This window comes from Xanthomonas hydrangeae (genome assembly GCF_032697525.1).
Classification (GTDB): Bacteria; Pseudomonadota; Gammaproteobacteria; order Xanthomonadales; family Xanthomonadaceae; genus Xanthomonas; species Xanthomonas hydrangeae.
In genome coordinates, this window is record NZ_CP103836.1 from 5,004,201 (window position 1) to 5,018,560 (window position 14,360).

Annotated in this window: 11 protein-coding genes; 1 reads left to right on the plus strand and 10 read right to left on the minus strand. The window is 64.1% G+C overall.

All coding sequences use genetic code 11. The features are described from left to right. Positions 1-357: 357 nt before the first annotated feature. Complete coding sequence (locus NYR97_RS21175; RefSeq protein WP_316695614.1) at positions 358-1,749, minus strand: NAD-dependent succinate-semialdehyde dehydrogenase; 1,392 nt, start codon at positions 1,747-1,749, stop codon at positions 358-360. A 251-nt stretch (positions 1,750-2,000) separates the two neighbouring features. Between NYR97_RS21175 and NYR97_RS21180 the strand changes: the two genes are divergently transcribed. Beyond that, positions 2,001-2,420 carry a hypothetical protein gene (locus NYR97_RS21180; RefSeq protein ID WP_316695616.1) on the plus strand — a complete coding sequence of 140 codons (420 nt, stop codon included), beginning with the start codon at positions 2,001-2,003 and terminating at the stop codon, positions 2,418-2,420. A gap of 136 nt (positions 2,421-2,556) precedes the next feature. On the opposite strand, the gene NYR97_RS21185 is transcribed toward NYR97_RS21180, so the two are convergent. The 9 genes from NYR97_RS21185 to NYR97_RS21225 all read right to left on the minus strand — a co-directional run bounded on the left by NYR97_RS21185 (position 2,557) and on the right by NYR97_RS21225 (position 14,356). After that, positions 2,557-3,405: an ABC transporter permease subunit gene (locus NYR97_RS21185; protein WP_316695617.1), complete on the minus strand. Its 849-nt coding sequence runs from the start codon at positions 3,403-3,405 to the stop codon at positions 2,557-2,559. Next, positions 3,402-4,313 (minus strand): ABC transporter permease subunit, encoded by a 912-nt coding sequence (locus tag NYR97_RS21190; protein ID WP_316698421.1) that lies wholly within the window; start codon positions 4,311-4,313, stop codon positions 3,402-3,404. Before NYR97_RS21190 ends, NYR97_RS21185 begins: the two co-directional genes overlap by 4 nt. After that, on the minus strand, positions 4,313-5,431 hold the full coding sequence (locus tag NYR97_RS21195) for an ABC transporter ATP-binding protein (RefSeq protein WP_316695618.1): 1,119 nt from the start codon (positions 5,429-5,431) through the stop codon (positions 4,313-4,315). The genes NYR97_RS21190 and NYR97_RS21195 overlap by 1 nt, the downstream gene beginning before the upstream one ends. Before the next feature lie 109 nt (positions 5,432-5,540). Next, positions 5,541-7,031 (minus strand): efflux transporter outer membrane subunit, encoded by a 1,491-nt coding sequence (locus tag NYR97_RS21200; RefSeq protein ID WP_316695620.1) that lies wholly within the window; start codon positions 7,029-7,031, stop codon positions 5,541-5,543. 4 nt (positions 7,032-7,035) lie between these two features. Continuing rightward, a complete protein-coding gene (locus tag NYR97_RS21205; protein WP_316695621.1) occupies positions 7,036-8,622 on the minus strand; it encodes an MDR family MFS transporter in 1,587 nt (528 codons plus the stop codon). Next, the gene (locus NYR97_RS21210; RefSeq protein WP_210763310.1) at positions 8,619-9,818 is read right to left on the minus strand and encodes an HlyD family secretion protein; all 1,200 of its coding nucleotides are present in this window, start codon (positions 9,816-9,818) and stop codon (positions 8,619-8,621) included. The genes NYR97_RS21205 and NYR97_RS21210 overlap by 4 nt, the downstream gene beginning before the upstream one ends. A 196-nt stretch (positions 9,819-10,014) precedes the next feature. Beyond that, complete coding sequence (locus NYR97_RS21215) at positions 10,015-11,130, minus strand: polyamine ABC transporter substrate-binding protein (protein WP_205394486.1); 1,116 nt, start codon at positions 11,128-11,130, stop codon at positions 10,015-10,017. A 241-nt stretch (positions 11,131-11,371) separates the two neighbouring features. Continuing rightward, positions 11,372-12,739 (minus strand): aspartate aminotransferase family protein, encoded by a 1,368-nt coding sequence (locus NYR97_RS21220; RefSeq protein WP_316695623.1) that lies wholly within the window; start codon positions 12,737-12,739, stop codon positions 11,372-11,374. A 231-nt stretch (positions 12,740-12,970) separates the two neighbouring features. Beyond that, positions 12,971-14,356 (minus strand): glutamine synthetase family protein, encoded by a 1,386-nt coding sequence (locus NYR97_RS21225; RefSeq protein ID WP_316695624.1) that lies wholly within the window; start codon positions 14,354-14,356, stop codon positions 12,971-12,973. Positions 14,357-14,360: the final 4 nt, after the last annotated feature.

Here is a 14,360-nt window from a genome sequence, read left to right on the forward strand (position 1 = left end):
CTGAGCGTAGCGAGTTTGGGCGCCGTGCCGCGCGTGGCGAGGAGCGCAGGGCACCGGTGCGGCTCCATCGCACCGGATCGCGTCGGGCGACATGGTGTTGGTTACTTTTGCCGAAACAAAAGTAACCCGCGCCGCAAGGCGCGGAAGCTTTGGCTTTGGCCTTGGCTTTGTCTCAAGCCCCTGCTTCCGCGTTTGCTTGTTTGAGCAACCATCAACTACGGCGTGTAACCCGTACCCTCATCCGCCCTTCGGGCGCCTTCTCCCGACGGGAGAAGGGAAGTGCTTCGCTTGTACAAATCCTGATTATGCGATCCGGGATTGTGCGAATCCCCAATCCCGACTCACCAATCCCAGCAATCAAGCCACATAGATCGTCTTGATATTCATGAACTCATGAATGCCATGCTCGGCCAGCTCGCGCCCGAAACCCGAGCGCTTGATCCCACCGAATGGCAAACGCACATCGCTCTTGACCACCGAATTGACGAACGCCGCACCGCATTGCAACTGCTGCGCTACGCGCTCGCCGCGTTTGGCATCTGCCGTCCACACGCTGCCGCCCAGTCCGAAGGTGGTGTCGTTTGCCACACGCACCGCTTCTGCTTCGTCGGCCACGCGGATCACCGAGGCGACCGGGCCGAATAACTCTTCCTCGTAAGCCGGCATGCCCGGGGCAACACGGTCGAGAATGGTGGCGGGATAGCCGGCATGCGAGCCAGTCACCGGTTCACCACCGAGCAGCACCTTTGCGCCCTTCTCCACGCTGGCCTGCACCTGCTTGTGCAACTCGTCGCGCAGGTCGGCGCGTGCCATCGGCGCGAGCGTGGTGGTTTCCTGCTGCGGGTCGCCGAGCACGCGCTTGGACGCGGCAGCGACAAAGCGTTCGATGAACTGATCGGCGATCGCGTCCACCACAATGAAGCGCTTGGCGGCAATGCAGGTCTGCCCGCTGTTGTCGAAGCGCGACTGCACGGCAGACGTGACGGTGTGCTTCAGATCGGCGTCTTCCAGCACCACGAAAGCATCGCTGCCGCCGAGTTCCATCACGCACTTCTTCAACTGGTCGCCCGCGTTTGCGGCCAGCGACCGACCCGCACGCTCGCTGCCGGTGAGCGTCACTGCGGCGATGCGATCATCGCGCAACACGTCAGCCGCCTGGTCGTTGTCGATATGCAGCACGTCGAACACGCCCGGCGGAATACCTGCAGCATCGAGCACTTCTTTCATCGCATCGGCGCAACGCGGCACATTGCTGGCGTGCTTGAGCAACGCGACGTTGCCGGCCATCAGGCCCGGTGCGAGAAAGCGAAAGGCCTGCCATAACGGGAAATTCCATGGCATCACCGCAAAGACGCAGCCCAACGGCTCGTAACGTACGTAGCTGGATTGCGCTTCGGTCGGGATGTCGCGCGGTGCCAGATACTCGGCTGCGTGATCTGCGTAGTACGCGCAACCTTGCGCGCACTTGTCGACCTCGACCAGCGCTTCATGGCGCAATTTGCCCATCTCGGCAGTCATGATGCGCTGAAGTTCGTCGCGCCGTTTGCTCAGCTCTTCACCGACGCGGCGCAACACGGCGCCACGCTCGGCCAGCGGTAACGCCGCCCACGTTGGGAACGCCTTGGCGGCAGCGGCCAGACGCGCCTCGATGGCGGCGGCATCCAGGGTTTGCTGGGTGTGCTCGACCTGGCCATTGGCCGGGTTGACGGTGTCGTAGGACATGACGGTCTCCTGTAGCAAGGCGGCCATGCTAGTCGCCGGGAAGTTGCAGCCGCGTCACAACCATCTGAAATCGGTGCAACGCTGTGTTTGCCGGCACCGCGACGGAATGCCGCAGCACGATCACATGGCGCTTGCGACGACCCACATGACCGCCCGAAAGCGCATGCACGAAACAGACTGTCGCCAGCAGCCCAGCTTTCTTTGGGCAGCGTCATGACAGGCCAAAATGCTCTAGCATTCCACCTCTGATCAGCATCATCACTCACGGAAGAACCTCGATGCGCTTGTTCTTTTGCACTGCGTTGGCGATCGTCCTAAGCGCATCCTTGCCCGGTTGCGCGTTCATCCAGGACGTAATGCGCGGGCCACGCCCCAGCGCGAACGGATTCGTGACCGTGACTTGCACCAACAACCTGCCCAACCCTGCCCAGCCATGCGAGGAGGAGGCACTGCGGGCCTGCTCGGACACTGCCATCCGCCAGTTCGTCACCGCCAGTTCCTCGCCGAATATGGTCACGATCTATCCGAGCAAACAGAAACGCAAAGACGACAAACGCGACGGCAAAAGCAACCGCGATGATCGGCCCGCCGAACAGCCCAGAACCGAGCAGCAGGGTTACGAGATCAGCGCCGAGTATCAATGCTTTTTGACCAAACCACAGCCATGGGATAGCGGCTATACGCCTCCAGCCAAGTAAGCGCGGCCAACGAAGCAACAGCGCATCAGCAAGGCAGGCGCCCGTCACCCACATGTACCCTGCGTGCACCTCGGTAACGAGCGGTGCAGTCCACGTCGATTTAGCGCTGCCTGCCACCGCTCCACTACCGGCGCGCTCAGAGAGCCGATTGCAAAGCCAACTGTGCATCGCGTTGGCGACGTTTTTCGCTGCGTGCCAACAGCCACCACCCGATCACCGCGGCGACCGAGACCGCCAGCACCATCACCGTCGCGAGCGCATTGATCTTGGGGCTGATGCCCAGCCGCACCGAAGCGAATACCTTGATCGGCAGCGTGGTGGAATTGGGGCCGGCCAGAAAACTGGCGATCACCACATCGTCCAGCGATAGCGTGAAGGCGAGCAGCCAGCCCGAGGCCAATGCGGGCACGATGATCGGCAAGGTGATCAGGAAGAACACTTTCAGCGGCGTGGCCCCTAGATCCATCGCGGCTTCTTCCAGCGAACGGTCCAGCTCCTGCAGCCGCGAGGAAATCACCACCGTGACGAACGAGACGGTGAAGGTGACATGCGCCACCCAGATGGCGACCGCGCCGCGCGGTGCGATACCGAGTACCCCGCCCATCGACACCAGCAACAGCAGGATCGACAGGCCGATGATCACTTCCGGCATCACCAAGGGCGCGGTGATCAAGGCACCGAACAAAGTTTTGCCGGGAAAGCGCCGCATGCGCACCATCGCCATGGCCGCCATGGTGCCCAGCACTGTCGATGCACACGCCGTCCAGAATGCCACTTCCAGGCTGACCCAGGCCGCGTCCAGCAACTGCCGGTCGCGCAGCAATTCGCCATACCAGCGCGTGGAAAAACCGCCCCACACGGTGGCCAGGCGCGAGGCGTTGAACGAGTACACCATCAGCAACAGGATCGGCAGGTACAGAAAGCCGAAACCCAGCGCGAGCACGCTGCCGCCAAGCACGCGTCCGCTGCGAGAGGCGCGCATCATGTCAGCCGCCCTTCCAGCTCGCGCTGTTGATAACGGTGGAAGATCACGATCGGCACCAGCAGCAGCAACAACATCACCGTGGCCACCGCAGCGGCCACCGGCCAGTCGCGATTGTTGAAGAACTCGCCCCACAGCACGCGGCCGATCATCAAGGTGTTGGGCCCGCCCAGCATTTCCGGAATGACGAATTCGCCCACTGCCGGAATCATCACCAGCATGCAGCCGGCCACGATGCCGTTGCGCGAGAGCGGCAAGGTGATGCGCCCAAACGCCTGCCACGGCCGCGCGCCCAGATCGTAGGCCGCTTCCAGCAAGCGTTGATCGTGCTTGACCAGGTTGGCGTACAGCGGCAACACCATGAAGGGCAGATAGCAGTAGACGATGCCGATGTAGGCGGCCATCGGGGTGTACAGCAGGTGCAACGGCTGCCGGATCACGCCCAGTGCCAGCAGCGCCTGATTGAGCAATCCGTTGCCGTCGAGGATGCCGATCCAGGCGTATACGCGGATCAGGAACGAGGTCCACGATGGCAGCACCACCAGCATCATCGCCACGTTGCGCGTGGCCAATGGCAGACGTGCGATCACGTAGGCCATCGGGTAGCCGATCACCAGCGCAAGCGCAGTGGAGATCGCCGCGATCTTGATCGAACTCGCATACGCCGCCACGTATTGGCTGTCGCGCAGCAAGACCAGATAGTTGCCCAGATGCAGCTTGATGCTCACCGCGCCATCGGCAGCCACGGCGAACAATGGCGTGTACGGCGGCATTGCGATGGCGTGCTCGGCAAAGGAGATCTTCAGCACGATCAGGAACGGAATCGCAAAGAACAGCAGCAGCCACAGATACGGTGCGGCGATCACGCCCCAGCGTGCACCCGGCAGTACGCGACGCAGTAGCGGGCGCATCATGCGGTGAGCACCACGCCATCGTCCTCGCCCCAGCCCACCCACACCGCGTCGCCCCAGGTCAGTGCTTCGCTGGCCCAACGCTGGCGGTTGGCGAAATGGGCCATCAACTTGAAGCCGCTCGGCAGGCGCACGTGATACACCGAATGGCTGCCGAAATAGGCGATGTCTTCGATCACCCCGTGCGCCTTGTTGCAGGCCTGCGCCGGCTCGTCCTTGCCGATGGCGAGTTTTTCGGGACGCAGCGCAAACGCGACCGCCTGCCCTGCGAACCCGGTGATGCCATGCCCGATGCGGATGCAGGCATCGAACGCGGCCGTTTTCAAACCGACGTAATCCGGCTCGTGTTCGACGATGACCGCGTCGATCAGATTGACCGAGCCGATGAATTCGGCAGCGAAGCGGTTGGCCGGTTGTTCGTAGATCTCGTCGGGGGTGCCGACCTGCTGGATCCAGCCCTTGTCCATCAGCGCGATGCGGGTGGCCATGGTCATGGCCTCTTCCTGATCGTGGGTGACCATGACGCAGGTGACGCCGGAGGTCTCGATGATGTTGACCAGTTCCAGCTGCATCTGCGAGCGCAGTTTCTTGTCCAGCGCGCCCATCGGTTCGTCCAGCAACAGCAGCTTGGGGCGCTTGGCCAGGGAGCGCGCCAACGCCACGCGTTGCTGCTGCCCGCCGGATAATTGATGCGGCTTGCGCCTGGCCAAGCTGCCGAGCTGCACCAGCTCCAGCATCTCGCCGACACGCGCAGCGATGGCGGATCTGGACAAGGCTTCCTGCTTCAATCCGAATGCGATGTTCTGCTCCACGCTCATGTGCGGAAACAGCGCATACGACTGGAACATCATGTTGATCGGGCGCTCGTACGGCGGCAGCGCGTCGATGGGTTGGCCATCGAGCACGATGCGCCCCTTGGTCGGCCGTTCGAAGCCGGCCAGGCAGCGCAGCAACGTGGACTTGCCGCTGCCCGAGCCGCCCAGCAGCGCAAAGATCTCGCCCTTGCGGATCTGCAGGCTGACATCGTCGACCGCGACGAAGCCGTCGAACTCCTTGCGGACCTCGCTGATGCTCAGATAGGCGGTGTCGCTGGTAGAGAGTTGCTCGGGAACTGCCATGAAACCTCTCGATTGCGAAGGCGCGAGGACCGCACTGGCGACCACTCACCGCATCATGGCAAAACCCGACTGCGGCTGCAGCGCTTGCGCCCGCCGCATCAGGAATCGCTCAGCGCGCCTCCTGCGCCGGTTCGCTCCAGCCCAGGCCCAGGCTTTTCTGCAAGGCCACGTAGTTCACCAGCAACTGCACCTGCGCCTGCGCGGCGGCGTCCTGCGCGGATAGTTGCTGGCGTTGCACGTCGAGCAGGTCGATCGACGAGGTGGCGCCGGCATCGCGCCGCTGCTGCATCAGCCCGGCCGAGCGCGTGGCCGAGGCTTCGGCCTGCCGCGCCACCACCAGTTGCTTGCGCGCCGAGCCGAAGCGTGCCAACGCGGAATTGGCATCCTGCAACGCACCCAGCACGGCACCCTCGTACGCGGCCTCGCGGCCGGCATTGCCGGCACGCGCCTGCTCCACCTGCGCACGGGTCTTGCCGAAATCGAAGATCGACCAGCGCAACATCGGCACCGCCAACGTGGTCAACGCATCGGAGTTGAAATCTCCGGGCGAACCGGCCACCCAGCTCAGCCCGCCCAGCAAGGTCACCTGCGGGAAATAGCCGTTCAATGCCTCGCCGATCTGCGCGCTGGAGGCGGCCAGCTCGCGCTCGGCCTTGCGCACGTCGGGGCGGCGACGGATCAACGCACCGGCATCGTCCACACGCACCTGGGTGGGCAACATCGGCAACGGCTGCGCTGTGCTCAGTTGCGTGTCCAGCGCACCGGGCTCGCGCCCGACCATCAACGCCAGCTGGTCCAATGCCTCCTGCGATTGCATCTCCAGCGGCAGGCGTTGCGCCTGTTGCTGCTGCACCTGCGTGGCGATCTGCTCGACCTGCAGGTCCGAAGCAGCACCTTGCTCGCGGCGCTGCTGGGTCAGCCGCAACGTCTGCCCGATCTTGTCGAGGTTGGCGTCGGCAATGGCCAGACGCGCCTGCAGCCCGCGGTAGTTGAGATAGACCTGCCCGACTTCGGCAGCCAGCTGCACCTGCGCATCGGCCAGCTCGGCTTCGGAGGCCTGCGCCTGTGCCAGCGCACCTTCGGCGGCGCGGCGGCGGCGGCCGAACAGATCCAGCTCCCAGCTCGCATCGAAGCCGACGCTGTAGATCTGGGTCTTGTCCAGACTCGCCTCCTCGTTGCCCGCGGCCGGCGGCTGGCTGTTCTGGCCATTCTGCAACTCGCCGAGCGTATCGACGATGGTCTGCGGCGGCTCGGCGTACGCGTACAAGGCGCTGGCATTGAGCTTGGGCAGACGCTCGGCGCGGCGCTGGCGTGCCAGTGCGCGGTTAGCCAACAACCGCGCCTGGGCGGCCCGCAGATTGGGGCTGTCGGCCAGCGCCTGGGTGACCAGTTGGGTGAGCATCGGATCGTGCAGCTCCTCCCACCAGTGATTCAACGGCGCAGCGGCGACCACCTCGGCGCCACTGGCGCGATGCAATGCCGGCGCCTGCATGGCCGCATCGGCCACGACCGGCGCCTTGGTGTAGTTGGGGCCGAGCATGCAGCCGCCGAGCAGCACCGCGCTCAGCGCGGCTGCCAGCGGCATGCGGATCAGGCGCATGGAATCAGTGCATTGCAAGGTGCGCCCCCTTGGGTAACGGCTTGAGCAAAAAGGCCAGCGGAATCGTGCAGACCACGATCACGCCGAAGATCCAGAACAGATCGCTATAGGTCATCACCAGGGCCTGCTGCTGCACCAGGCGCGCCAGCTGCGCAACCGAGCGAATGGCCGCCTCGCCGCCGGCGCTGCCCTGCATCTGCGCGGTCAGGCCGGAAAGAAAATCCTGCGCGCGCGAGGAATTGGCGGTGATCGCACTGCCGATGGTTTCGGTGTGGAAGGTCATGCGGCGCTCCTGAAACGTGGAGATCAGCGCCAGGCCCACCGAGCCGCCCAGGTTGCGGCCGGCGTTGAACAAGCCCGATGCGTCGCCGGCCAGCTCGGGCGGCACCGACGAAATCGCGGCCTGATTCAACGACATCATCGCCAGCGCCAGGCCGCAGCCCTGCAACAACTGGCCGGCGACAAAATGCATGCCGACGGTGTCGGCGGTCAGCGACAGATTGGCGAAGCAGGCCGCGGCAAAACAGATCAGCCCGGCGATCACCAGGATGCGCACGTCCACCACCTCCAGCAGCTTGGGCATCATCGGCATCAGCAGCACGGTCGGCAGGCCCGACAGCAGCAGCACGTAGCCGGCCTGCTCGGTGTTGTAGCCGGAGATCACCGCCAGAAACTGCGGAATCATGTACATGACCCCGAACAGGATCATGCCCACCGCCATGATCATGACGAACACCGCGCCGAAACTGCGGTGCAGCAACAACGACAAGTGGATCACCGGCGGCCGGCGACGGAACTGGGTGATCACCAAGGCGATGAATCCGCTCAGGGAGATCAGGCTCAGCATGTTGATCTCGCTGGATTCGAACCAGCGCTCGCGCTGGCCTTCTTCCAGCACCACGGTGAGCCCGCCAAGGCCGGCGGTCAGGCCGTAAATGCCCAACCAGTCGGCATCGAGCAGGCCCGCCCAATCGCCTTTTTCATGCTTCAACCCGAGCAGCAACAAGGCCACCAGGCCGACGCAGATCGGCACGTTGATGAAGAACGCGTAGTGCCAGCTGACGTTTTCGGTCAACCAGCCGCCCAATAGCGGGCCGATCACCGGGCCCATGATCACGGTCATGCCGAACAGGGCGGTGCCCATGGTCTGCTGGCTCGGCGGCAGGCGCGTGGCGACGATGGTCAACGCGGTGGGAATCAACGCACCGCCGGCCAGGCCCTGCCCCACGCGGCCGATGATCATCATCGTCAACGAGGTCGATAGCCCGCATACCACCGAAAACGCAGTGAACATCACCGCGCAGATCAGCAGGAAGTTGCGCAGGCCCAGCGTGCGCACGAACCAGCCTGTCAGCGGGATCATGATGATCTCGGCGACCAGATATGCAGTGGAAATCCAGGTGCCTTCGGTGCCGCTGGCGCCGACCTCGCCCTGGATGGTGGGCAGCGCCGCGTTGACGATGGAGATGTCCAGTGTCGCCATGAACGAGCCGATGGTGCCGGCCAGTACCGCCAGCCAGGCGCCCGGTTCGGCCTTCTCGCGTTGGGCGCTGCCGCCGGCACGCGGGCCGGTGGCTGCGGCTGCGCTCATCGCGCGCGCTCCTGCGCCTGCACGCGATCGGATTCCTCCTCGGCCCGTTGCTTGGCGTCCTTGGCCGAGCGCGTATCCACGGTGACTTCGACCGACATACCGGGCACCAGCACCTTGCGCGCCTCGTCACCGGCCAGCACGCGAATGCGTACCGGAATGCGCTGGACGACCTTGGTGAAGTTGCCGGTGGCGTTCTCCGGCGGCAGCAATGCGAATTGCGAACCGGTGCCCGGCGAGAGGCTTTCGATCTTGCCGTGCAGCTTCACGCCCGACAGCGCATCGACCTCGATCTCGGCCGGCTGGCCCGGACGCATCAGGCCGACCTGGGTTTCCTTGAAATTGGCGACCAGATACAGCGATTGCTGCGGCACGATGGTCATGGTGCGGGTGCCGGCGCCGAGGAACTGGCCCACCTGCACGGTCTTGTCGCCGACCCGGCCACGAATGCGGCTGGTGAGGAGGGTGTCTTCCACCGCCACGCGGGCCTGGTCGGCATCGGCGGTGGCCTGCTTCACGCCGGCCTGCGCCTGTTCCAGCTGTGCGTTGCTGGCCAGGATCTGGCTCTGCGCGCCCTTGGCCTGAGCCTGCGCGGCATCGTACTGGGCGCGTGCGCGGGCCAGTTCGTGCTGCAGGCTTTCCTGATGTTCGTGGGTGTCTGCACCCGAGGCGGCCAACGGGGCAAAGCGCTTCACTTCGGCCTGGGCGAATTTCAGGCTTGCTGCTGCCGAAGTCACCTGGCTACGCGCCTGCACCAGCGACGACTCCTGTCCGGACACATTGGCGGTTGCCGCAGCGATATCGGCCTGGCGCGCGGCGATTGCCGCTTCGGCCTGCTGCAGGGTGGCCTGGTAGGTGCGGTCGTCGATCTGCAGCAGCGGCTGGCCGGCTTCCACGATCTGGTTGTCACCTACCATCACCTTGGTCACATAGCCGCTGACGCGCGGTGCAACCGCCACCGAATCGGCCTGCAGATAGGCGTTATTGGTGCTCTGCATGTAGCGGCCCTTGATCAGGTAGTAGGCCAGCCACAGCGCCAGCAACACCACCACCAGCAGGCCGACCACGATCAGCGTCCACTTCACCTTGGGGTTCTTCAACGGCGAGGGCTTGGGCGGCTCCTCGTTGTGTGCAGCGTTGCCTTGGGCATCCTGGGCCGAAGCCTGGCCGTCGTGGGACTGGTGATCTTGGTTGCTCAAAGGAGGCGTCCTGTGTCGTGGGCGAGGCGCGCGCAACGACGCGCCGCAGCAGCGGTCCGGCGAAGGCGGCGCAACCATACAATTATTTGAACCGCCCGGTACAGATTGCGTGACGAGCCTGGTCAGCTGCCGCTTGGACTGATTGGTTCCTTATCAGGACCTGGCTACGCAGCCGCGCCTTAATCCCGCCGCCGCCTCAACGACCGGTCTTGATCTCCGTCCACAGCCGCGTGTACAGCCGGTCCACTTCCGGCGGATTGATCGCGTAGGTGAACATCTTGGCGGTCACCTCCGGCGGCGGGTAGATGGTGGAGTCGTTGCGGATCGCCGCATCCACCAGCGGGGTGGCGGTGCGCACCGGATTGGCGTAGTGGATGAAGTTGCTGTTGGCTGCGGCCACCTCCGGCTTCAACAGATAATTGATGAAGGCGTAAGCGTTGTCGGGGTGCTTGGCGTCCTTGGGAATGGCCAGCATGTCGAACCACTGCGGCGCGCCTTCCTTCGGGATCGAATAGGCCACCTTGACGGTGTTGCCGGCCTCTACCGCGCGGTCGCGCGCCTGGATGATGTCGCCCGACCAGCCCACTGCAAGACAGGTGTTGCCGTTGGCCAGCGAGGTCACGTACTGGCTGGAGTGAAAGTTCTGCACGTAAGGGCGAATGGTCTTGATCAGCGCGGCGGCTTTTTCGATTTCCGCCGGCACCGTGCTGTGCGGATCCAGACCCAGATAATTGAGCGCGATCGGAATCATGTCCGAAGGCGTGTCGAGGATGGTGACGCCGCAGTCCTTCAACTTCGACAGATTTTCCGGCTTGAATACCAGATCCCAGCTATTGGCGACCTCGGTGCTGCCGAAGATGGCCTTGAGCTTGTCCACGTTGTAGCCGATGCCGGTGGTGCCGATCATGTACGGCACGCCAAAGGCATTGCCCGGATCCTGCGCGGCGATGCGGCGCATAATGTCCGGATCCAGATTGGCCAGGTTGGGAATCTTGCTCTTGTCCAGCGGCAGGAACACCCCGGCCTGGATCTGCCGGCCGAAGAAGCTCAGCGTGGGCACCACCACGTCGTAATCGCTGCCGCCGGCGAGCAGTTTGGCTTCCACCATCTCGTCGCTGTCGAACACGTCGTAGGTGACCTTGATACCGCTGCTCTTTTCGAACGCGGGAATGGTGTCTTCTGCGATGTAGTCCGAATAGTTGTAGACGTTGAGCACTTTGGCCCGTGCGTCGGCGTTACCCGGCGCAGTACCGCCACCGCAGGCGGCCAACAAGGTGGTGGACAGCGTCAGGGCGAGCAGTCGCAACGTCATGTGGATCTCCAAAGCAGTGCGGTCATGGCGGAGCCGGCGGTGTGGCCGGTGAGAGTTCCAGCCTACGCATCGGGTTTCTGTTTGCCCAGCTTATTTCCCTGGCCTGCAGCGGCTATCGAAAACGACCGCGCGCTGCACCTGGCGGGCGCGGCCATTGGACAGGGCAGCATGCCGCATTCGACCATTGCGGTTTCCGCGCGTTACTCGCACCCGGCTGACGTGCGCGCGCCATGCGGGCCACTCATCTGCCCAGCGCCTGCGCGGTGTCGTCCAGCGCCGCCCAGGCCTTGTCGAACAGCTCATCGACTTGCTCGCAGGTGATGATCAATGGTGGCGACAGCAGCATGGCGTCGTCAGTAGCGCGCAGGATCAGCCCGCGCCGCAGCGCGAACTCGCGGCACAGCGCCCCCACCCGCCCGCGCTCAGGAAAATACGTGCCGCGCTGGCGCTTGTCCGGCACCAGTTCCAGTGCGCCGACCAGCCCGGCGATGCGTGCCTCGCCCACCAGGCGATGCTCGCCCAGCTCGGCCCAGCGCTGCGCCAGATACGGTGCAATCCGGGTGCGCGCGGTCTCCACGATGCCCTCGTCCTGCAACAGGCGCAGATTCTCCAACGCCACCGCCGCACACACCGGATGCCCGGAATAGGTGCCGCCATGCGCCAGCTCGCCGCCTTGCGTCTTGAGCACACCGGCCGCGCGATCGTTGAACATCGCTGCCGCCAACGGGATATAGCCGGAAGTGATGCCCTTGGCGAGCGTCATCACATCGGGCTGGAAGCCGAAGTAATCCGCACCGAACCAGGCCCCGGTACGCCCGAAGCCGCAGATCACTTCGTCGGCGACCAGCAGCACGTCGTAGCGCCGGCAGATGCGCTCGATTTCCGGCCAGTAACTGCGCGGCGGGATGTAGACCCCGATCGCACCCATGATCGGCTCGCCGATGAAGGCTGCCACGTTCTCGGCTCCGAGCTGCAGAATCTTTTCTTCCAAGCGGCGCGCTGCCAGCAACCCGTATTCTTCGGGATCCATCTCACCGCCATCGCCAAAGTGATACGGCGCGGCGATGTGGTGGATATCGGGAATCGGCAAGCCGCCCTGCTTGTGCATGCCTTTCATGCCACCCAGGCTGGCACCGGCCATGGTGGTGCCGTGATAGCCATCGTGGCGGCCGATGAAGATGCGTTTTTCCGGCTGCCCCTGCACCGCCCAGAAGTGCCGCACCAGCCGCAGGATGGTGTCGTTGGCCTCCGAGCCGGAGTTGGCGAAGAACGCATGGTTCAAATCGCCCGGCGTGAGCTCGGCCAGCTTGGCGGCCAGATGGATGGTGGGCTCGGTGGTGCACTGAAAGAAGCTGTTGTAGTACGCCAACTGCTCCATCTGCCGCGCCGCTGCCTGCGCGAGCTCCTTGCGCCCGTAGCCCACATTCACGCACCACAAACCGCCGAACGCATCCAGCAACTTGTTGCCGTCCGCATCCCACACATACACGCCCTGCCCGCGCGTCAGGATGCGTGTGCCCTTGTCGGCCAATGCTGCGTTGTCGTTGAACGGGTGCAGGTGATGGGCGGCATCGAGTTGCTGCAAGGTCTTCAGTGCTTGCGGATCCATGGGCACTCCGGCTGCGGGGTACGTGCAGTCTACGGTCGATCAGCAGGGCACAAGGCGCTTTCAGTGGCGCATGCCGAACAGGGAGTGAAAACGCGCGGACGGGGCGGTGCGCAACGTCGAACGCGCGAGGCACCACGCATCCTTATACGCCGTACCCTCATCCGCCCTTCGGACACCTTCTCCCGATGGGAGAAGGGAATCGTGTGCGCCACACCAGGCGACTCGAACGCCTCAGACATTCAACAGCAAGAACTCGCGCTCCCACGAACTGATGACACGAAAGAACGTTTCGTATTCCTTTCGCTTCACCGAGATATAGGCGCGCACAAACCGCCGACCCAACATCTCCTGCAACGCCTCGCAACCTTCCAACCCATCCAGGGCCTCGCCCAGCGAGCGCGGCAGATCGTAGCCCTGCTCCTTGCCGTTGCTGCTGATCGGCGCAGTGGGTTCCAGCTTTTCGCGAATACCCAATAACCCGCAGGCCAGCGTCGCGGCCATCGCCAGATACGGATTGGCATCGGAACCGGCGAAGCGGCTTTCCACCCGCATGTTGTGCGGGATGTCGATCGGTACGCGCAACCCGCAGGTGCGATTGTCGAACCCCCACAGCACATTGCTCGGCGACACCTCGCCGAACATCAGCCGCCGGTAGGAATTGACGTTGGGCGCCAGCAACCCCATCGCCATCGGAATGTATTTCTGCAGGCCACCGAGATAATGCGCAAAGGTGTCGCTGAAACCGCCTTCGCGCTTGCCGCTGAACACATTCTTGCCAGTGCCGGTATGCAACAGGCTCTGGTGGATATGCATCGCACTGCCCGGCTCGGTTTCCATGGGTTTTGCCAGAAACGTGGCGTACACGCCATGCCGCAACGCGGCCTCGCGCATGGTGCGCTTGAACATGAAGACCTGATCGGCGCGCGACAGCGCATCGGCATGGGTGAAGTTGACCTCCAGCTGCGCCGCGCCGGATTCGTGGATCAAGGTATCCACGTCCAGTTCCATCGCATCGCAGTAGTCGTACATCAGATCCAGGATCGGGTCGAACTCGTTGACCGCATCGATCGAATACGACTGCCGCGCGGTTTCCGGGCGGCCGGAGCGCCCCGCCGGCGGCAGCAACGGGAAATCCGGGTCGGTGTTCTTCTGCACCAGAAAGAATTCCAGCTCCGGCGCCACCATTGGTTGCAGCTTCACCTCGGCATACGCGTCCAGCACGCGGCGCAGCACGTTGCGTGGCGCCAGTTCGTGCGGCTGCCCGTCCTTGGTGTAGCAATCGTGGATGACCTGCGCGGTGGGGTCGGCCGCCCACGGCACCATGCGCACGGTGGAGGCGTCCGGGCGCAGGTGCATGTCCGAATCCGATGGCGAGGTCAGCTCGTAATAATCGTCCGGAAAGTCGCCGGTGACGGTGGTGGCGAAGATACCTTCCGGCAGACGGGTGCCGTAGTCGTGCGAGAACTTGTCGGCAGGAATGATCTTTCCGCGTGCGTTGCCGGTGATGTCCGGCACCAGGCACTCCACCTCGGTGATGTTGCGCTCCTTGAGCCAGCGGCGCAGCGCGCTCTCCGGCTGCTTGGGCGTGGATTTGCGCGAACGTGTGCGGATGGACATGCAA

Coding starts and splice junctions, on each gene's coding strand:
- NYR97_RS21195 (WP_316695618.1), bottom strand. CDS start 5,431: ATGGCAGTTCCCGAGCAACTCTCTACCAGCGACACCGCCTATCTGAGC.
- NYR97_RS21175 (WP_316695614.1), bottom strand. CDS start 1,749: ATGGCCGCCTTGCTACAGGAGACCGTCATGTCCTACGACACCGTCAAC.
- NYR97_RS21185 (WP_316695617.1), bottom strand. CDS start 3,405: ATGATGCGCGCCTCTCGCAGCGGACGCGTGCTTGGCGGCAGCGTGCTC.
- NYR97_RS21205 (WP_316695621.1), bottom strand. CDS start 8,622: ATGAGCGCAGCCGCAGCCACCGGCCCGCGTGCCGGCGGCAGCGCCCAA.
- NYR97_RS21225 (WP_316695624.1), bottom strand. CDS start 14,356: ATGTCCATCCGCACACGTTCGCGCAAATCCACGCCCAAGCAGCCGGAG.
- NYR97_RS21220 (WP_316695623.1), bottom strand. CDS start 12,739: ATGGATCCGCAAGCACTGAAGACCTTGCAGCAACTCGATGCCGCCCAT.
- NYR97_RS21180 (WP_316695616.1), top strand. CDS start 2,001: ATGCGCTTGTTCTTTTGCACTGCGTTGGCGATCGTCCTAAGCGCATCC.
- NYR97_RS21200 (WP_316695620.1), bottom strand. CDS start 7,031: ATGCGCCTGATCCGCATGCCGCTGGCAGCCGCGCTGAGCGCGGTGCTG.
- NYR97_RS21190 (WP_316698421.1), bottom strand. CDS start 4,313: ATGCGCCCGCTACTGCGTCGCGTACTGCCGGGTGCACGCTGGGGCGTG.
- NYR97_RS21215 (WP_205394486.1), bottom strand. CDS start 11,130: ATGACGTTGCGACTGCTCGCCCTGACGCTGTCCACCACCTTGTTGGCC.